The following is a 16,852-nucleotide window of genomic DNA, read 5'->3' as shown; positions in this document are numbered from 1 at the left end:
AGCCGCGAACCGTTCCTGGCCAAGGAACGCTACTGCACGCCGCGGGTCACCATCCGGGCGACATCGGCGATGATCTTCTCGTTTTCCGCATCGTCGTGGGTCGAGCCCGAGAGGAAGACCGTCACGGCGTAGCGGCGGCCGTCGGCCAGGGTGACGATGCCGATGTCGTTGACCGCGGGGTTCATCCCCAGGTCGGTGCGCGCGGTTCCGGTCTTGTGGGCCAAGCGCGCGGTCTCCGGGAAGCCCGCCTTCAGGCGATCGGCGCCGGTGGGGGTCTCGGTCATGATCTTCAGCAGCAGGGCGGTGGAGGCCGGGGTCAGCAACTCGCCGTCGTCGAGGCGGTCGAGGAAGGCCAGCGCCCCGCGGGGCGTGGCGGTGTCCTGCGGGTCGGCCAGATAGGCGGCCGTGGCCCTGCGCCGGGTCTCGGGCGGGATCGAGTTCAGCACCGTCATATAGGCCGGGCCCTTCCAGGCCGGACGGAAGGAGGCCATGCCGGCGATGTCGGGCTGGAGCTGCCGCTCGTAGCGGTCGACGCGCATCTCCTCGACCTTCTTGTTCACCAGCCAGGCGGTCACCGCGCCGGGGCCGCCGATCTTCTTCATCAGCACGTCGGCGGCGGTGTTGTCGGAGCGCCCCGTCGCGGCCACCAGCAGCTCGCCGACGGTGTAGTCGCGCCGCGCCGGCCAGGCGTCGGCCACCGGGCTGAAGGGGGGTGACAGGTCCTGGTCGGTGATGGTGATGGGATCGTCGAGGCGCAGCCGCTTGGCGTCCACCTCGGCCAGGACCGCGGCGCCCAGGGGGGCCTTGAACACGCTCTGCATGGGGAAGCGGCGCTCGCCGTTGAAGTCCCAGCTCTGGCCGCTCTCCAGGTTCATGACGCCGATCCCCAGGACGCCGGGCTTGGCGCGCTCGGCGATCTCCACGACCTCGGTGTTCAGCCACGCCATGTTGATCTGGGGGGTGTTGGAGGCGGTCTGCGGCGAGCCCTGCCCGCAGGCGGCGAGAACCAGGCCGGCGAGGGCGACGAGCAGGGGAATACGCATGATCGAGCGCCTTAGCACACACCGCCCTTGCAATGAGACGGGCAAGCGATTGAAAACGCGCCATGCCCACAGGTTCCGCCGCTCCCCCCTGCATCATCCTCAATGCGCCGCAGCTGGCCCAGAACATCGGGGCGGTGGCCCGCGCCATGGCCAATTTCGGCCTTGCCGACCTGAGGCTGGTCAATCCCCGCGACGGCTGGCCCCAGGAGCGGGCGTGGTCCTCGGCCTCGGGCGCCGAATGGCCGCTGAACGCCGCGCGCGTCTATGACAGCGTCGAGGCCGCCATCGCCGACCTGCACCTGGTCTACGCCACCACCGCCCGTCCCCGCGAACTGCAGCTTCCGATCCTCACGCCCCGCGAGGCGGCGGCCAACCTGATCCACGAGGTGGCCGAGGGCCGCAGGGTGGGCCTGCTGTTCGGCGGCGAGCGCGCCGGGCTGGAGACCGCCGACATCGCGCTCTGCCAGGCGGTGGTGACCCTGCCCATCGACCCCCGGTTCCGGTCGCTGAACCTGGCCCAGGCGGTGATCATCCTGGCCTATGAGTGGCGCATGACCCAGGCGACGGGGGCGCCGGCCATCTTCCGCGACGCCCCGCCCCCGGCCGAGGCGGCCGCCATGCAGGGGCTCTACGATCATTTCGAGCAGGAGCTGGAGGCCGCCGGCTTCTTCCATCCGCCGGAGAAGAAGCCCTCCATGATGCAGAACCTGCGCTCGGCGCTGGGCCGCGCCCGGTTCTCCGACCAGGAGGTCCGCACCTTCCGCGGCGTGGTCACCGCGCTCTCCAAGGGTCGGGGCCGCGCCCTGCACAAGCTGGCCCGCGAGAAGGCCAAGCAGGGCCTGCCCGAGGCCTGAGGCTTGCGAAGCTTGGCCGCGCGGGCCAAGGGTGCGACGTCGAGAAATGGGGGAGACCATCATGGCGACCAAGGACCTCGAGGCCCTGAAGACCGCGGCGCGGGACGCCTATATCTTCACCCTGCCCCTGGTGGAGATCGCCACCACCCGGGCCCGCGGTCAGGCCGCCGGCTCGCCGATGAACGTCTTTGGCCACATGCGCCGCCTGGCCGACCACACGGCGCGGGCCGTCACCACCCCCAACAACGACACCTTCTATTCCACCGCCCAGGTGGACCTCTCCCAGGGGCCGGTGACCCTCAACCTGCCCGCCACCGGCGACCGCTATGTCTCCCTGGCCCTGATGGACGCCTACACCAACAACTTCGCCATCCTGGGAACCCGCACCACGGGACCGGAGGGCGGAACCTTCACCCTGGTGGGCCCCAACGACGCCGCCGAGGGGCCGAATGTGGTGCGGTCCCCCACCAACCATGTCTGGGCGCTCGCCCGCATCCTGGTGGACGGCCCCCATGACGTGGAGGGCGCCAAGGCCGTGCAGCACGGCCTCTCCATGCAGGGCCCCGCCGCCCCGACCCCTGGCCCCTTCGCCCATCGTGGCGCGCCCTGGGACGAGTATTTCGAGACCGCCGCCCGGCTGATGGCCGCCAACCCGCCGCGGGTCGAGGATCGCGCCTTCCTGGCCGCCATGGCGCCGTTGGGCCTCGCCGACTTCGACGCCTCGCGGTTCTCTCCGGAGGAGGCCGCCGCCATCGAGGCGGGCCTGGCCGAGGGCAAGATCGCCGCGCGCAAGGGCGGCCTCTCCGGCGCCGGCTTCGTCGAGGGCTGGTCCTATCCCTCGGCGCGGCTGGGAAACTTCGGCCAGGACTATGGCCTGCGGGCCTCGGTGGCGGTGGCGGGCCTGGCGGCCCTGCCGCCGGAGGAAGCGATGTACATGCGGGCCGAGGGCGACCTGCCACGCGCCCTGTTCGATGGGACCCGGTCCTGGCGGCTTTCCTTCCCGGCGGGCGGCCACCTCCCGGTCCACTCCTTCTGGTCGCTGAGCCTCTATGAGGCGACGCCGGACGGGCAGTTCTTCTTCACCGACAATCCCCTCGACCGCTACGCCATCGGCGACCGCACGCAGGGCCTGGTCACCGGGGCGGACGGTTCCCTGGACATCTGGATCGGCCACGAGGATCCAGGCCCCGAGCGCCGCGCCAACTGGCTGCCGGCTCCGGCCGGGCCCTTCGCCCTGTTCATGCGGGCCTATCTGCCCAAGACCGAGTTGCTGGAGGGCGGCTATCGCCTGCCGCCGGTCGTGCCGGCCTGAGCCTCCGCCTCGGGCTCAGGATGGCTCTGCCCCAGGCGCGGTTCCGTCCCGGCCAGCAGCCGCCCGATGTTGGCCCGATGGCGCACGATCACATAGACGCCGCCGGCGATCACCATCAGGCGGTAGGGCAGGGGTTGCTCCAGGGCGCAGACGAGGGCGATCGCGGTCAGGGCGGCGAGCATCGAACTGAAGGACATGATCCGGCACGCGGCCAGGACAGCGCCAAAGACCGCCAGGGCGCCGAGGCCGACAGGCCAGGCCATGGCCAGCAGCACGCCCAGCCCCGTCGCGACGGACTTGCCCCCCGAGAAATTCAGCCAGATCGACCGGCCATGTCCCAGCAGGGCGGCAAGTCCGGCGAGGGAGACGGCCCAGGGTGTCCAGGTTTGCAGATCCAGCGCCGCCGGCGGCGTGACGAACGGCAAGGTGAAGAACCAGGGATAGAACAGTCGGGCGAAGACGATCGCCGCCACACCCTTCAGAACATCGACCAGCAGCACCCCCCAGAACGGCCGCGCCCCCAGGGTGCGCAGGACGTTCGTCGCTCCGATGGATTTGGAGCCGTGCTCTCGGATGTCGATGCCCTTGAGCAGTTTTCCCGCCAGATAGCCCGTCGGGGTGGAGCCGAGCAGGTAGGCGACGGCCAGGACAACCAGGTTCGCGATCCAGAAGTCCATTGGGGGTCACCTCGGCGCTGAAGTTCCAAGCTTGTCGCGATGGCCTTGGTCAGGGCAAGCAGGATGACGACCCTGCGGGGCCAGGCAAGATCATAGGGGCGATTTCCGAACCGACCTAGCCAGGGCGCTATCCCCACCCGCCGCCGGATTGACTTACCGCGCCCGCCGCATCATAAACCGCCCCTTCGCGCCGCCGGGTCACCCTGGCGGCTGTGGACACCTATGACGGGTGATCTGGACGCCGCCGTTGAAATCGCACCTTCACTGATGAAGGCGCCGGCCCGGATCGTGTTGAAAGAGCTACCATGTCCAAGCGGCATTCCGCGAAATACAAGATCGACCGCCGGATGGGCGAAAACATCTGGGGCCGTCCGAAGTCCCCGGTGAACGCCCGTCAGTATGGCCCCGGCCAGCACGGTCAGCGCCGCAAGCAGAAGGTCTCCGACTTCGGCCTGCAGCTGCGCGCCAAGCAGAAGCTGAAGGGCTTCTACGGCAACATCACCGAGAAGCAGTTCGTCCGCACCTACGAGGAAGCCGACCGCCGCAAGGGCAACACCTCGGAAAACCTGATCGGCCTGCTGGAATCGCGCCTCGACGCCGTCGTCTATCGCGCCAAGTTCGTGCCGACCGTGTTCGCCGCCCGTCAGTTCGTCAACCACGGCCACGTGCTGGTGAACGGCAAGCGCGTCAACATCGCCTCCTACCGCGTGAAGGCCGGCGACATCGTCTCCGTCCGTGAGCGCTCCAAGAACATGGCCCTCGTGCTGGAAGCCCTGCAGTCGGGCGAGCGCGACACGCCCGACTACATCGAGCTGGACACCAAGGCGATGACCGCCAAGTTCATCCGTCAGCCGGAATTCAGCGAGGTTCCCTACGCTGTGAAGATGGAGCCGAACCTGGTCATCGAATTCTATTCGTCCTGATCACGTCCGACATTTCGAGTTCAGCGAAGGCCCCGGAGCGATCCGGGGCCTTTTGCTTTGGGGGTTTCGGCGATTCCGGGTGCGCGCCCGCCAGCCTCAACCGAAGGGTGAGCTTGACAGCCGTGTGACAGCTACGTTTCCTCCCAGACACAAACGGACCGCAGCGCCCGACCCGGGCGAGTCGACGGTTCCGAAAAACTCCGGGGGAAGCCCATGAAGAGACTAATGACGAGCGCGGCGACGCTCGCGCTCAGCGTGTTCGCTGCCGGCGCGGCCTACGCCCAGACCGCCAAGGATCCGACCGTCGAGGAGGTGGTGGTCACCGGCTCGCGCATCCGGACCAGCCCGCTGGATCAGATCCAGCCGGTGATCCAGATCGGCGAGGAGGCGATCCTCAAGACCGGCCTGTCCTCCACCGCCGACGTGCTGCAACGGCTGCCGGTGGCCTCCGGCGGCCTCAATTCCAAGTTCAACAATTCCGGCAACTTCGGCAACCCGCCGGACGGCGGCGGGGTGGGGGCCGGCGCCGCCGAGATCGACCTGCGCTACCTGTCCTCCCGCCGCGTCCTGGTGCTGGTGGACGGCCTGCGCTGGGTGCCGGGGGCCTCGGCCTCGGGCGTGCCGGGCTCGGTGGACCTGAACACCATTCCCTCCCCGATGATCTCGCGGGTCGAGGTGCTGCAGGAAGGCGCCTCGCCGATCTATGGCTCCGACGCCATCGCCGGGGTGGTCAACATCATCACCAAGACGCGGCAGGACGGCTTCCAGGCCTCCGCCCAGGTCGGCCAGTACGGCGACGGCGACGGCTTCTCCAAGGAGCTGAACGTCTCCTGGGGCGCCAGCCAGGACCACACCACCATCGTGGTGGGCGGCGGCTACATCAAGCAGGACGCCGTCTCCTCCGGCGACCGCAGCATCTCCCTGTTCCCCAGCCCCGGGGCGACCTCCTGCCTTGGCGGCGGCTGCAGCTCGGGCACCCTGCTGGGCCGGTTCATCATCCATGATCCGAACACCAACCAGGATATGGACATGACCCTGAAGCAGGCCCTGGCCGTCGGCCAGCGCCCGACCTACGTGCCCGCCGACCCCACCGGCGCGGCCTCCAGCTTCAAGGACTTCACGACCCTCGATCGGTTCAACTTCCAGCCCTACAACTACATCGTCAGCCCCTCGGAGCGGACGAGCCTGTTCGGGTCGGTGACCCAGGACATCACCGACAGCGTCAAGCTGCGGGTCCGGGCCTCCTATGTGAACCGCCGCTCCGCCAACCAGGCCGCGCCCCTGCCGCTGTTCGTCGGCCCCGACGCCGGCAACGGCAACCTGCTGGACACGGTCGCGGTCGACGCCACCAACCCCTACAACCCCTTCGGCTTCACCCTGCAGCAGGGCACCTACGCCTTCATCGGCCGCCGGCTGATCGAGAACGGGCCGCGCCACTACGAGCAGGACGTCAACACCTGGAACCTGACCGCGACCCTCGACGGGCAGATCGAGGCCGCGGGCCGGGTCTTCTACTGGGACGCCAACGCCGTCTGGTCGCGCAACCGCGCCGAACAGACCTTCACCGGCAACGTCAACGCCCAGCGGGTCCAGCAGGCCCTGGGCCCGGTCGCCCAGTGCACCGGGTCCTGCGTGCCCCTGAACATCTTCGGCGGGCAGGGGACCATCACCCCGGCCATGCTGGGCTTCATCGGCTTCACCCAGCAGGACGTCTCCGAGCAGGAGCTGCACGACTACTCCCTGAACATCACCGGGGACCTGTTCGACCTGCCGGCCGGGGCCCTGGGCGTCGCCGCGGGCTATGAGCACCGGGAGAACGAGGGCTTCTTCCAGCCGGACGCCATCGTCGCGGCCGGCCTGTCCTCCGACATCCCCGCCCAGCCGGCGCGGGGCTCCATCAAGGTCGACGAATTCTACACCGAGCTGTCGGCGCCCATCGTCAAGGACATGCCGCTCTTCCACCGCCTGGACGTCTCGCTGGCGGGCCGGTGGTTCGACTATTCCACCTCGGGCAAGGACTCCACCTACAAGGCGGGCCTCGCCTGGCGGCCGGTCAGCGACGTCCTGGTCCGCGCCTCCTGGGGCCAGGGCTTCCGGGCGCCCACCATCGGCGAGCTGTTCGGCACCGCCTCGCGCTTCGACCAGGAGGTCAACGACCCCTGCTCCAACCTGGCGACCAAGGCGGCCAATATCCGCGCCAACTGCATCGCCCACGGGGTTCCGGCCAGCGGCAGCTATTCGCAGCTCAACCCGCAGATCTCGGTCATCACCAGCGGCAACCGCAACCTCCAGCCGGAGACCAGCGAGAGCCGCACCTATGGGGTGGTGTGGGAGCCCAGCGCCCTGAAGACCGCCAGCTGGGCCAGCGGCGGCTCGATCGAGGTGATCTACGCCGACATCGAACTGGACGCCGCCATCCAGGCCCAGAACGGCCAGACCCTGCTGGACCGCTGCGCCCAGACCGGAGACGCGCTCTCCTGCGCCACCATCACCCGGACGGCGTCGGGCGCGGTGGCCGGGATCGCCAACCCGCTGATCAATATCGGCGGCATCAAGACCCGGGCGGTGGACCTGAACATCCTCTACCAGTCCCCCGACACCGCCATCGGCCGTTTCGCGGTGCGGTCGAACTCCAGCTTCCTGCTCGAGTTCACCGAGAACGTGCCCACCTCCTCGGGCCTGGCGGGCATCAAGCGTGAGGGCACCGAACGGGGCAGCCCGGACCAGGCCTATCCCAAGACCAAGTCCACCCTGGCGATCGACTGGGACAAGGCCGAATGGGGCGCCACCGCCTCGGCGCGCTACCTGTCGAGCATCACCGAGCCCGGCGCGGCCGACAACAAGCTCAAGGCCGTCACCTATTTCGACGCCCAGCTGCGCTACACCCCCGACTATCTCGACGGCTTCAGCTTCGCCGCCGGGGTCAACAACCTGTTCGACAAGGATCCCCCGGGCTGCATCACCTGCGGCCTGAACAACTACGATCCCAACGCCTATGACGCGCCGGGCCGGTTCTTCTATCTCCGGCTCAGCTACAAGCAGTAGGAACCAGGACCCCGGCGGGCCAACCGCCGGGGTCTTCGCTTTGGGGGTTGTCGCGCAGGCGGCGAACATGGCGAAGTGGGGCCATGCATCGTCGTCTTCTGTTGATCGCGGGCCTCAGCCTGCTCGCCGGCTGCGCCACCGCGGCCCCGCCCATCGTCGCCCCGGCCGGATCGGCCCTGGGGGAGCTCGAACCGCTCTACTCGGCCAGCGCCGGCCGCGAGGCCCTGACCATCCGGGTCTCCTCCAACGGCTGCACCAAGAAGGAGGACTTCGCCTTCTTCGTGGAGACGAAGGGCGACGCCGTGACCCTCGCCTTCGGCCGCAAGCGCCTGGACCCGTGCAAGTCCTTCGCCATGGGCCACACCGACCTGACCTTCAGCTATGCCGAGCTGGGGGTGGCGGGCCGCACCCCGCTCTTCCTGCTGAACCCCTTCTACCCGTGGACCGGGCCGGGGAGCTGAGGCTTCAGATAAACCTGTCCACCATGTCCTGGGGCACGCGCTTGGGGCGGCCGGTGGCGGCGTCGATCAGGCACCAGACCGTGACCGCCTGGGCGCACATGGCGCCGTCCGGGCCGTCGATCCGGACATAGCGGTCGAAGCGGGGGCCCTCGGGTTTGCGCGCCACCCAGGTGCGGGCCCGGGCGGTCTCGCCCGGCAGCAGGGCGCGGCGGTAGTCCACCTCGTGGCGCAGCACGATCCAGGCCCAGCGCGCCTGGTCCTCCGCCGGCTGGCGGGCGGCCCAGTGGGCGGTGGCCATGTCCTGAATCCAGCGCAGATAGACCACGTTGTTCACGTGGCCATTGGCGTCGATATCGGAGGCTTGCGGCGTGAACCCGGCCTCGAAGACCTGCTGGCCTTCGGGCGGTTCGAGCAGCCTGGTCACGGGAGGCCGCTTAGGCGGCGAGCACGCCCTGTTCGATGAGCAGGGGCTTGAGTTCGCCCGACTGGAACATCTCCTTGACGATGTCGGCGCCGCCGACGAACTCGCCCTTCACATAGAGCTGCGGGATGGTGGGCCAGTCGCTGAAGGTCTTGATGCCGTCGCGCAGGGCGTTGTCCTGCAGGACGTTGACGCCGACGAAGTCGACGCCGAGGTGGTCGAGCACCTGGACCACCATGCCGGAGAAGCCGCACTGCGGCTGTTCGGGCACCCCCTTCATAAACAGGACCACCGCGTTGTCGGTGACGGTCTTGGCGATGAAGTCATGCACGGGATTGGCGGCGTCGGTCATGGGACGGCTCTTTCGTCGAAACGTTCGGGTGAGAGCTAGGGAGCCGGGGGCCGCGGGTCAAGCTCCGGCGCGATTGGCCGCGGTTTCGCCCGCCCGCCGGGCGTGTCAAAAATAGTCAGGCTGCGGAGCGCCGACGTAGCTTGCCAAGGCGAGGCGAGCCGGTCATTGCCCTGGGCTGGGGGACTAATCTTGCAATCACATCCTATCAAGCACCGGCGTGCGCGTTGGTCGTCGGTTTCCGCCCTGGCCGTCGTCGGTCTGCTGGCGGCCGGCTCGGCCCGCGCCCAGACCGCGCAGGTTGACGAACTGGTGGTCACCGGGTTCCGCGCCAGCCTGGCCAGCGCCATCGAGATCAAGCGCGCCCGCAACGACATCGTCGACGTCATCAACGCCGAGGACATCGCCGACTTCCCGGACCTGAACCTGGCGGAGTCCCTGCAGCGGATCCCGGGCGTCGCCATCGACCGGGACGGCGGCGAGGGCCGCTCCATCACCGTGCGCGGCCTGTCGGGCGACTTCAGCCGCGTGCGCCTCAACGGCTTCGAGGCGCTCGCCACCACCGGCGGCAAGGACACCTCAGGTTTCGCCAATCGCGGCCGCGGGTTCGACTTCCAGGTCTTCGCCTCGGAGCTGTTCAGCCAGGTGGCGGTGCGCAAGTCGCAGTCGGCCGAGCTGGAGGAGGGCTCCCTGGGCGGCACCGTGGACCTGACCACCGCCAAGCCCTTCGACCATCCGGGCTTCACCGCCGTCGGCGGCGTCCAGTACGGCTACAACGACCTGTCGAGGGACTTCGACCCCCGGGCCACCGCCCTGATCTCCGACACCTGGTTCGACGGCAAGCTCGGAGCCCTGGTCTCGCTGGCCTATAGCGACCGGCACGTCACCGAGGGCTCCTTCTCCAGCGGCCGGTGGGAGAACCCCTCGGTCCCCACCAACTCCGCCGGATGCTTCCAGACGCCCGGCCCCTGCAACAGCCCCGCCGGCGTCTACAGCGCGGTCAATTCGGCCTGGCACGCGCGCATCCCGCGCTATGGCAAGCTGACCTATGACGCGACGCGCTACGGCTCCACCGCCGCCGTGCAGTTCCGGCCCACCGACGCCACCACCTTCAGCTTCGACGCCCTCTTCGCCCTGTTGGACACCCGCCGGCACGAGAGCTACCTGGAGGCCGTCTCGCTCAGCCGGGGCAGCCAGGGAACCCGCGAGACCGACGTCCGCAATCCGGTGTTCGACGCCCAGAACCAGCTGGTCAAGGCGACCTTCGACGACGTCGACATCCGCACCGAGGACCGCCAGGACGAGCTCTCCAGCGAGTTCAGCCAGCTCTCCCTGGGGCTGGAGCACGACTTCAACGACCGCCTGAAGCTCAAGGCGATGCTCGGCCAGTCCCGCTCGATCCAGGACAATCCGGTCCAGACCACCGCCTCCTTCGACCGCTACGACCAGGACGGCTACAGCTACGACTTCTCCTCCAGCCAGACCCTGCCCGGGTTCGACTACGGCTTCGACGTCACCGACCCGGCAAACTGGGTCTTCAGCCCCACCGCGGGCAAGGGCGACGCCTCCCTGCTGCGGATGCGGCCCAACAAGACGGTCAACCGCTTCAAGACCGCCGGGGTGGACCTGAGCTTCGTGGTCAACGAGGGCCTGACCCTCAAGGGCGGCCTGCTGTTCAAGGACTACAAGTTCCGCACCGCCGAATGGCGCCGCTACACCATCGGCGGCCTGGTGGACGGCGCCGTCGCCCTGCCCGGGGTGAGCCTGGCCTCCATCAGCCAGCTGGTCAGCGGCCTGGGCATGGACGCGCCGACCGGCACGCCCACCACCTGGCTGGCGCCCGACGTCAACAAGATCGCCGCCCTGGTGGACCTCTACTGCAACTGCGTGAACGCCTATGGCGACTTCCGGATCAGCTCCGACAACCAGCGCGGCGCCAACCGCGACGTGGCCGAGCGCGACCTGGGGCTCTACCTCCAGGCCGACTTCGCGACCCAGCTCTTCGACATGCCCCTGCGCGGCAATGTCGGCGTGCGCCGGGCCTCCACCAGCAGCACCGCGCGGGGCTATGTGGGGACCGACTACGTGGCGGTGTCGCGAAAGTACGACGACACACTGCCGGCCCTGAACCTGGTGCTGGAGCCGTGGACCGACGTCCAGGTCCGCTTCGGGGCGGCCAAGGTCATGGCCCGTCCGCAGCTGCCGAACCTGACCCCGGGCGGGACGCTGAGCAACACCGCCCGCACCCTGACCATCGGCAATCCCCTGCTGGATCCGATCCGGGCCACCACCTTCGACCTGAGCTTCGAATGGTATCCGGCGCGGGAGACCCAGTTCAGCGTGGGCCTGTTCTACAAGGACCTGCAGTCCTACATCCAAGGCTCGGCCACCACCGTGCCCTATGGCTCCACCGGCCTGCCGGTCAGCCTGCTGGCCAATGGCAACACCGCCGACACCGTGTTCCAGGTGACCCAGTTGCTGAACACCGCCGGCGGCGAGCTGAAGGGGTTCGAGATCAATCTGCAGGGGCCCTTCGCCTTCCTGCCGGCGCCCTTCGATCGGTTCGGCGGGATCGTGAACTACACCCATGTGGAATCGACGGTGACCTACATCACCAACGCCGCGGCCGTTCCCGTCGCCACCAAGGTCTTCCCCCTGGTAGGCCTCTCTCCGGAATCCTGGAACGCCACGCTCTACTATGAGGACCCGCGGTTCAGCGCGCGGGTGTCGGCGGGCTATCGCGACGCCTATCTCAGCGCCATTCCCGGCGGCAACGGCAACGACGTCCGCGGCAAGGACTCCACCCTGAACCTGGACATGAGCGCCAGCTACAAGCTCAGCGATCGCCTCAGCCTGACCTTCGAGGCCATCAACCTGACCGACGAATACGAGAACCGGTTCACCTCCACGGAACGCCACAATTCCGAGGAGTACACCCACACGGGCCGCCAGTTCTTCCTGGGCGCGAGGTATCGGTTCTGATGCAGGACCGACCCCGCATCGGTTTCATTCTCGGCAACGACACCGACCGGGCCATCCTGTTCGATCAGGACGGCGGCATCCTCCTGATGGGCAACAACGACGCCGACCGGGTGTTCGGCCTGCTGGAGGGCGAGGCGTTCAACTGGGCGCGGCTGCATTTCACGCCCAGCTACTTCCGCAAGGCCCGCCACTGGGACGTCTCCAAGGTCGACGTCCTGTGGAACATGGTCTCCGACGCCGACCAGAATCCGGAGACCCTGTCGGTCATCGAGAAGTTCACCCGCGGCCTGGACATCCCGATCATCGACCCCGCCGCGGCGATCAAGCAGACCCGGCGCCATCACATCTCCGCCCGGCTCGCCGGCCTCGAGAACGTGGTCATGCCCAAGACCCTGCTCCTGCGGAACCCGAGCCTGGAGCGGGTGAAGCGCCAGCTGGAGGAGGCCGACTTCCGGTTTCCCGCCATCGTCCGGCGCACCGGCAGCCACAATGGCGAGTTCCTGGGGCTGTTTGAGTCCGCCGAGGCCATCGAGGGCTGCTACGGCGATCGCCGCAACGAGTACTACATCACCGAATTCGTCGATGTGCGGGCCGCCGACGGCATCTATCGCAAGACGCGGTTCTTCTTCGTGGGCGAGGCGATCGTCCTGCGCCAGCACATCCTGGCCGACGTCTGGAACATCCACGGCAACACCTCGCGGCGTTTCATGGTCAACCATCCCGAGATGGTGGAGGAGAGTCGGGCCGCCCTGCTGGGGGGCTTCGACGCCCAGCCCGAGATCACCCGCACGGCCCTGCGCGCGATCCGCGACCGGATCGGCCTGGACTATTTCGGGATCGACGTCTGCGTCCAGGCCGACGGACGGCTGGTGGTCTTCGAGGCCAACGCGACGATGAACTTCAACCCGTTCTTCCGGAATCCGGCCATGCAGCACAACCGCGCCGCCGTGGCGCCGATGGTGGCCGCGGTCACCGAACTGCTCCACGCCAAGCTCGCTCAGCGCGCCTCAAGGATATAGCCCCGCTTGGCATAGGTCCGGCCGCCGATGGTCAGTTCGCTGGATTCCTGGCTGCGGAAGGTCTCCACCTGGCGGAAGCCCACGCTCCGCAGCAGAGCCTCCACCTGCTCCGGCGTGGTCACCCAGAGACGGGCGGGGCGGAGCGCGGCGTAGCGGACCAGGGCGGCGTCGAACTCGTCGGCCGGGCCGGGTAGGGGAATTCCCGACCGGGCGATCTTCGCCTGCGCCCGGGCGATCCAGGCCTCGTCGTGCCGGGCGGCGTCGGCGTCTTCCATGGCCGAGGCGCTGCGCATGGCCAGTAGCAGGCGCCCGCCGGGCGCCAGGGCCCGTCGCAGGCGCGTGAGGATCTCCAGCCGCGCCTCGGGACCCACGAAGGGCAGCATGGAGTGGGAGACGATGACGTCCCACGCCGCCTCATGATCGAGCGTCGTCAGGTCGAGTTGTAGCGTCTCCACCTGGATGGCCGGGTAGGGCCTGAGCGTCTCGATCACCTTCAGGGGCGTGGCGCAGATATCGGCCACCATGACCCGGAGCGGTGTCGTCCCGGCGGCCCGAGCCACCATGTCCAGGATGCCCGGGTCGGCTGACCCCGCCAGCAGCACCCGCGCGCCCGGCGTCAGGGCCCGCGTCAGCAGGGGCGCCAGGACCGCCTCGTCGGCGTCCGCGCCCCCCACCACACCGGCGGCCCGCAGGGCGCCCCACATGCGGTGATAGCCGCCGCAGGCGGTGCAGTACCGCGCGCCCAGCCGCCATCCGGCCCGGGCCAGGGCGATCAGGTCGTCGGGCGCCAGGGGCTCGGCCGGGTCGGAGAGAGTCGGGGTCACGGGGTCAGGGTCTCCAGGCCGAGGGCCGCCCCGGCGGCGGCCAGGGCGATGAGGCCGGCGCTCACATAGCCGACGCCGCCCCGGGTCACCAAGGCGGCGAACACCAGGGCGGCCACGCCGACCGGCAGGTTGATGGCCGCGGTCACCGCCAGGGCGCCGAGGAACAGGGTCAGGATCAGCCTGTCGCTGGCGGCCGGCGCGGTGGCCGCCGCCCTGTGGGGCCAGTAACGCAGGGCGGTCACGGCGGTGGCGGCCAGGCCGATCCCGGCGGCGACATAGAGGATCGCCGAGGCGGTGGGAGGCAGGGTCACGGCGGTGGCCAGGGCCAGGACGCACAGGCCGCCCACCAGGCACATGGCCGGGGTCAGCAGGGTGGTCCCGGCCTCACGGCCATGGGCCGCCGGCTCCCGGCGCGCGCGGGACGAGGCGAAGATGATCGCCGCGGCCAGGGCCAGGATGATCAGGACTCCGGGCCGCGTCAGGGCCTGCCAGCCATAGACCATGCCCGAGCGCACCAGGCCGGACTCCAGGCCGGGACCCAGCACGAACCCCAGCAGCAGCGGCGCGCGGGGCAGGTTGGCGCCTTTCAGAAGCAGGCCCAGGCCGGAGAACAGCGCCAGTTGGGCCAGGGTCGAGATCCCGTGCCCGGTAAGGACCGTGGCGGCCATCGCCGCGGCCAGCGCCAGGGGAACCACCTGCGCCCGCCGGATAGTGGCGAACCGCGCCATCGCCGGCGCAAGCAACAGGCACAGGGGCGCGGCCAGCAGGTTGGACAGGATGTTCGACCAGCCCAGCAGGAACACGAACTCCGGGGTCTTGGTGAGCATCTTCGGGCCCACCTCGACCCCCAGGGTGGCGAAGGCGGCCAGCAGGATGCCCATGCCCGAGGAGGCCGGGATGCCGAGGAAGAGGGTGGGGATCAGCGAGCCCCCCTCCTTGGAGTTGTTGGCGGCCTCGGGCGCGATCACCCCGGCGATGGCGCCCTCGCCATAGGGGATCTCGGAGGCATGGGTCTGGCGGGCGTGGCCATAGGCGATCCAGACCGCGGCGCTGGCGCCCAGGCCCGGCACCAGCCCCACCGCCACGCCAATCAGCGAGCTGCGCAACATCAGCCAGAAGTGGGTGAAACTCTCGGCGCAGCCCGCAAGAACGGCGCCGAGATGGGTCTGCTGGGGGCGGCCCGCGGCCGAGGCGGTCTCCCGCGCCGCCAGCTCGGGGGCGACGAAGAGGCCGGTGACCAGGGCCGCCGGGCTGACCCCATCCCACAGGTCGAGGAGGCCGAAGGTGAGCCGGGGCGCGCCGGAGAACGGATCGATCCCCACGGCGGCGATCAGCACTCCCAGGACCGCCACCATCAGGCCGGCCGACAGCCAGCCGCCGGACAGGGCGGCGATGGAGATCAGACCCAGGGCCGAGAGGGCGGCGATCTCCGGCGTCCCGAAGTGGACGATCAGGGCCATGGCCGCGGGAACCGCCAGGAACAGGACCAGGGCGCCCACCAAGCCCCCGAAGGCCGAGGCCGAGAGGGTGGCGCCGATGGCCCGGGCGGCCTCGCCCCGGCGGGCCATGGCGTAGCCGTCGATGGCCGTGGCCGCCTCCGCCGCCGAGGTCGGGGCGCCCAACAGGATGGCCGGGATCGAGCCGGAGGTGTGAACCACCGAATGGAAGGCGATCAGGAACACCGCCCCGGCGCTCGGTCCCAGGCTGAGCGCGATGGGCGTCACCAGCAGCAGGCCGGCGCGGCCGCTCACCCCGGGGGTCAGGCCGGCCAGCAGACCGGCCAGGGTGCCCGCCAGCAGGCCGCCTAGGCCCGCCGGGGATCCGGCGAGACCGGCCAGGGCTTCAAGCGCCGGGATCATCCCGGCGGCGTCGGCGCCAGGGCCCGGCGCAGGGCGCCGGCGATGGAGCCCGCCGCGTCCAGCACGCGGGTGAGCGCCTGCTGCACCTCGCCGCCGGACAGCTTCTCCAGGGTGTAGCCTCGCTTCGCCGCCTCGGCGCGGAAGGCGGGGTCGGCGAGCACGCCGTCAAGGTGGGCGCGCCACTCGGCCAAGAGACCGGCGGGCGCGCCCGGGGGCAGGGCGAACATCCGGCCCAGGGTGGCGTAGGTCTCCACCAGATAGAGCAGGTCCGTGGCGTCCTCGCCCCTGGCGAAGGCCGCCAGCAACGGCGGCGGCTCCGAGGCCTGGGGCGTGGCGGGGGGCAGGGGGCGGTCGTTGAGGCGCAGGATCAGCCGGGACCCGGGGGCCTCCAGCAGGGCGCCCATGCCATCCAGCCCCCCCACCATGCCATCGCCCTCGCCCGACAGGACCGCCAGGTTCCGGGCGCCGCCGCGATAGCCCGGCACCGGCTTGAGGGGCGCTCCGGTGAGGTGGCGGATGATCATCGGCTCGATGTAGTTGGCCGAGGCGGCCGAGGTGGACGGTAGCAGCAGCGGCTTCTGGCGCGCCAGGACCTCGCTGAAGCTGGTCACCCGACTCTGGCGGCTCACCAGCAGCACGCGGCGGTCGGCGCCGACGCCCCCCAGCCAGCTGAAACGCCGATAGTCCGTCGCGCCGCTGGCCCCCTCCAGCAGCTGCTCGTAGAGCAGGCCCGCCGGCAGGAAAGCCAGTGTCCGCCCGTCAGGCCTGGCCCGCGATAACAGGTCGGCCGCCAGCTTGCCGCCGGCGCGTCCCTCGTTCTCGACCTGCAGCGTCAGGCCGGTGAGGCGCTGCAGGTGGCGGGCGAACAGCCGGGAAAAATCGTCGTTGCCTCCGCCGGCGTCGGCTCCGACGATCAGCCGGACGGGCCCTGACTTGCGGGGGTGGCAGGCGCTCAGTCCAGCGGCGGTCCCGAAGGCCAGGACGGCGCGGCGGGTGGCCCTTCCGGAAGGCCACATCGGACGAGGCATGGATTCGAGTGCTCCTGGGGAAGCCGGCATATAGCCCGGAGGCGCCCGGAACTTA

The 16,852-nt window shown here is 69.8% G+C and carries 14 protein-coding genes; 7 read left to right on the top strand and 7 right to left on the bottom strand.

Annotation, left to right across the window (positions count from 1 at the left end; translation table 11 throughout):
• Positions 1 to 29: 29 nt before the first annotated feature.
• Positions 30 to 1,043, bottom strand: a complete 1,014-nt coding sequence (gene bla, locus ACO06I_RS10550) for a class A beta-lactamase (RefSeq protein ID WP_421932524.1) — start codon at positions 1,041 to 1,043, stop codon at positions 30 to 32.
• Positions 1,044 to 1,105: 62 nt separating this feature from the next.
• Between bla and ACO06I_RS10545 the strand changes: the two genes are divergently transcribed.
• Positions 1,106 to 1,897 carry an RNA methyltransferase gene (locus ACO06I_RS10545; RefSeq protein WP_421932523.1) on the top strand — a complete coding sequence of 264 codons (792 nt, stop codon included), beginning with the start codon at positions 1,106 to 1,108 and terminating at the stop codon, positions 1,895 to 1,897.
• Between the two features lie 61 nt (positions 1,898 to 1,958).
• Positions 1,959 to 3,209, top strand: coding sequence for a DUF1254 domain-containing protein (locus tag ACO06I_RS10540; protein WP_421932522.1), 1,251 nt, complete (start codon positions 1,959 to 1,961; stop codon positions 3,207 to 3,209).
• On the opposite strand, the gene plsY is transcribed toward ACO06I_RS10540, so the two are convergent.
• The gene (plsY, locus tag ACO06I_RS10535) at positions 3,179 to 3,886 is read right to left on the bottom strand and encodes a glycerol-3-phosphate 1-O-acyltransferase PlsY (protein ID WP_421932521.1); all 708 of its coding nucleotides are present in this window, start codon (positions 3,884 to 3,886) and stop codon (positions 3,179 to 3,181) included. The genes ACO06I_RS10540 and plsY overlap by 31 nt on opposite strands.
• A 305-nt stretch (positions 3,887 to 4,191) precedes the next feature.
• Between plsY and rpsD the strand changes: the two genes are divergently transcribed.
• From rpsD to ACO06I_RS10520, 3 genes are all read left to right on the top strand, one after another.
• A complete protein-coding gene (gene rpsD / locus ACO06I_RS10530; protein WP_304699249.1) occupies positions 4,192 to 4,809 on the top strand; it encodes a 30S ribosomal protein S4 in 618 nt (205 codons plus the stop codon).
• Between the two features lie 213 nt (positions 4,810 to 5,022).
• Entirely contained in the window at positions 5,023 to 7,854 is a 2,832-nt protein-coding gene (locus tag ACO06I_RS10525; protein WP_421932520.1) for a TonB-dependent receptor domain-containing protein, read from the top strand.
• An 83-nt stretch (positions 7,855 to 7,937) separates the two neighbouring features.
• Complete coding sequence (locus tag ACO06I_RS10520) at positions 7,938 to 8,315, top strand: hypothetical protein (protein WP_421932519.1); 378 nt, start codon at positions 7,938 to 7,940, stop codon at positions 8,313 to 8,315.
• A 4-nt stretch (positions 8,316 to 8,319) separates the two neighbouring features.
• On the opposite strand, the gene ACO06I_RS10515 is transcribed toward ACO06I_RS10520, so the two are convergent.
• Both ACO06I_RS10515 and grxD read right to left on the bottom strand, forming a co-directional pair.
• Positions 8,320 to 8,739 (bottom strand): acyl-CoA thioesterase, encoded by a 420-nt coding sequence (locus ACO06I_RS10515; RefSeq protein ID WP_421932518.1) that lies wholly within the window; start codon positions 8,737 to 8,739, stop codon positions 8,320 to 8,322.
• Positions 8,740 to 8,749: 10 nt separating this feature from the next.
• Entirely contained in the window at positions 8,750 to 9,088 is a 339-nt protein-coding gene (gene grxD, locus ACO06I_RS10510) for a Grx4 family monothiol glutaredoxin (protein WP_421932517.1), read from the bottom strand.
• Positions 9,089 to 9,277: 189 nt separating this feature from the next.
• On the opposite strand from grxD, the gene ACO06I_RS10505 reads away from it, so the two are divergent.
• Together ACO06I_RS10505 and ACO06I_RS10500 are read left to right on the top strand one after the other, a co-directional pair.
• Positions 9,278 to 12,067, top strand: coding sequence for a TonB-dependent receptor (locus ACO06I_RS10505; protein WP_421932516.1), 2,790 nt, complete (start codon positions 9,278 to 9,280; stop codon positions 12,065 to 12,067).
• Complete coding sequence (locus ACO06I_RS10500; RefSeq protein ID WP_421932515.1) at positions 12,067 to 13,086, top strand: ATP-grasp domain-containing protein; 1,020 nt, start codon at positions 12,067 to 12,069, stop codon at positions 13,084 to 13,086. Before ACO06I_RS10505 ends, ACO06I_RS10500 begins: the two co-directional genes overlap by 1 nt.
• Here ACO06I_RS10500 and ACO06I_RS10495 read toward each other — a convergent pair.
• The 3 genes from ACO06I_RS10495 to ACO06I_RS10485 are packed head-to-tail and all read right to left on the bottom strand — an operon-like array spanning position 13,065 to position 16,797.
• On the bottom strand, positions 13,065 to 13,910 hold the full coding sequence (locus ACO06I_RS10495; RefSeq protein ID WP_421932514.1) for an SAM-dependent methyltransferase: 846 nt from the start codon (positions 13,908 to 13,910) through the stop codon (positions 13,065 to 13,067). The genes ACO06I_RS10500 and ACO06I_RS10495 overlap by 22 nt on opposite strands.
• Positions 13,907 to 15,769 carry a tripartite tricarboxylate transporter permease gene (locus tag ACO06I_RS10490; protein WP_421932513.1) on the bottom strand — a complete coding sequence of 621 codons (1,863 nt, stop codon included), beginning with the start codon at positions 15,767 to 15,769 and terminating at the stop codon, positions 13,907 to 13,909. The genes ACO06I_RS10495 and ACO06I_RS10490 overlap by 4 nt, the downstream gene beginning before the upstream one ends.
• Positions 15,766 to 16,797 (bottom strand): Bug family tripartite tricarboxylate transporter substrate binding protein, encoded by a 1,032-nt coding sequence (locus ACO06I_RS10485; RefSeq protein ID WP_421932512.1) that lies wholly within the window; start codon positions 16,795 to 16,797, stop codon positions 15,766 to 15,768. Before ACO06I_RS10485 ends, ACO06I_RS10490 begins: the two co-directional genes overlap by 4 nt.
• Between the last annotated feature and the right edge of the window lie 55 nt (positions 16,798 to 16,852).

The organism is Phenylobacterium sp. (assembly GCF_965229015.1).
In the GTDB taxonomy this organism is placed as follows: domain Bacteria; phylum Pseudomonadota; class Alphaproteobacteria; order Caulobacterales; family Caulobacteraceae; genus Phenylobacterium.
Note: the sequence above shows the minus strand (reverse complement) of the source record. Positions and strands in the feature narration are given on the sequence as shown.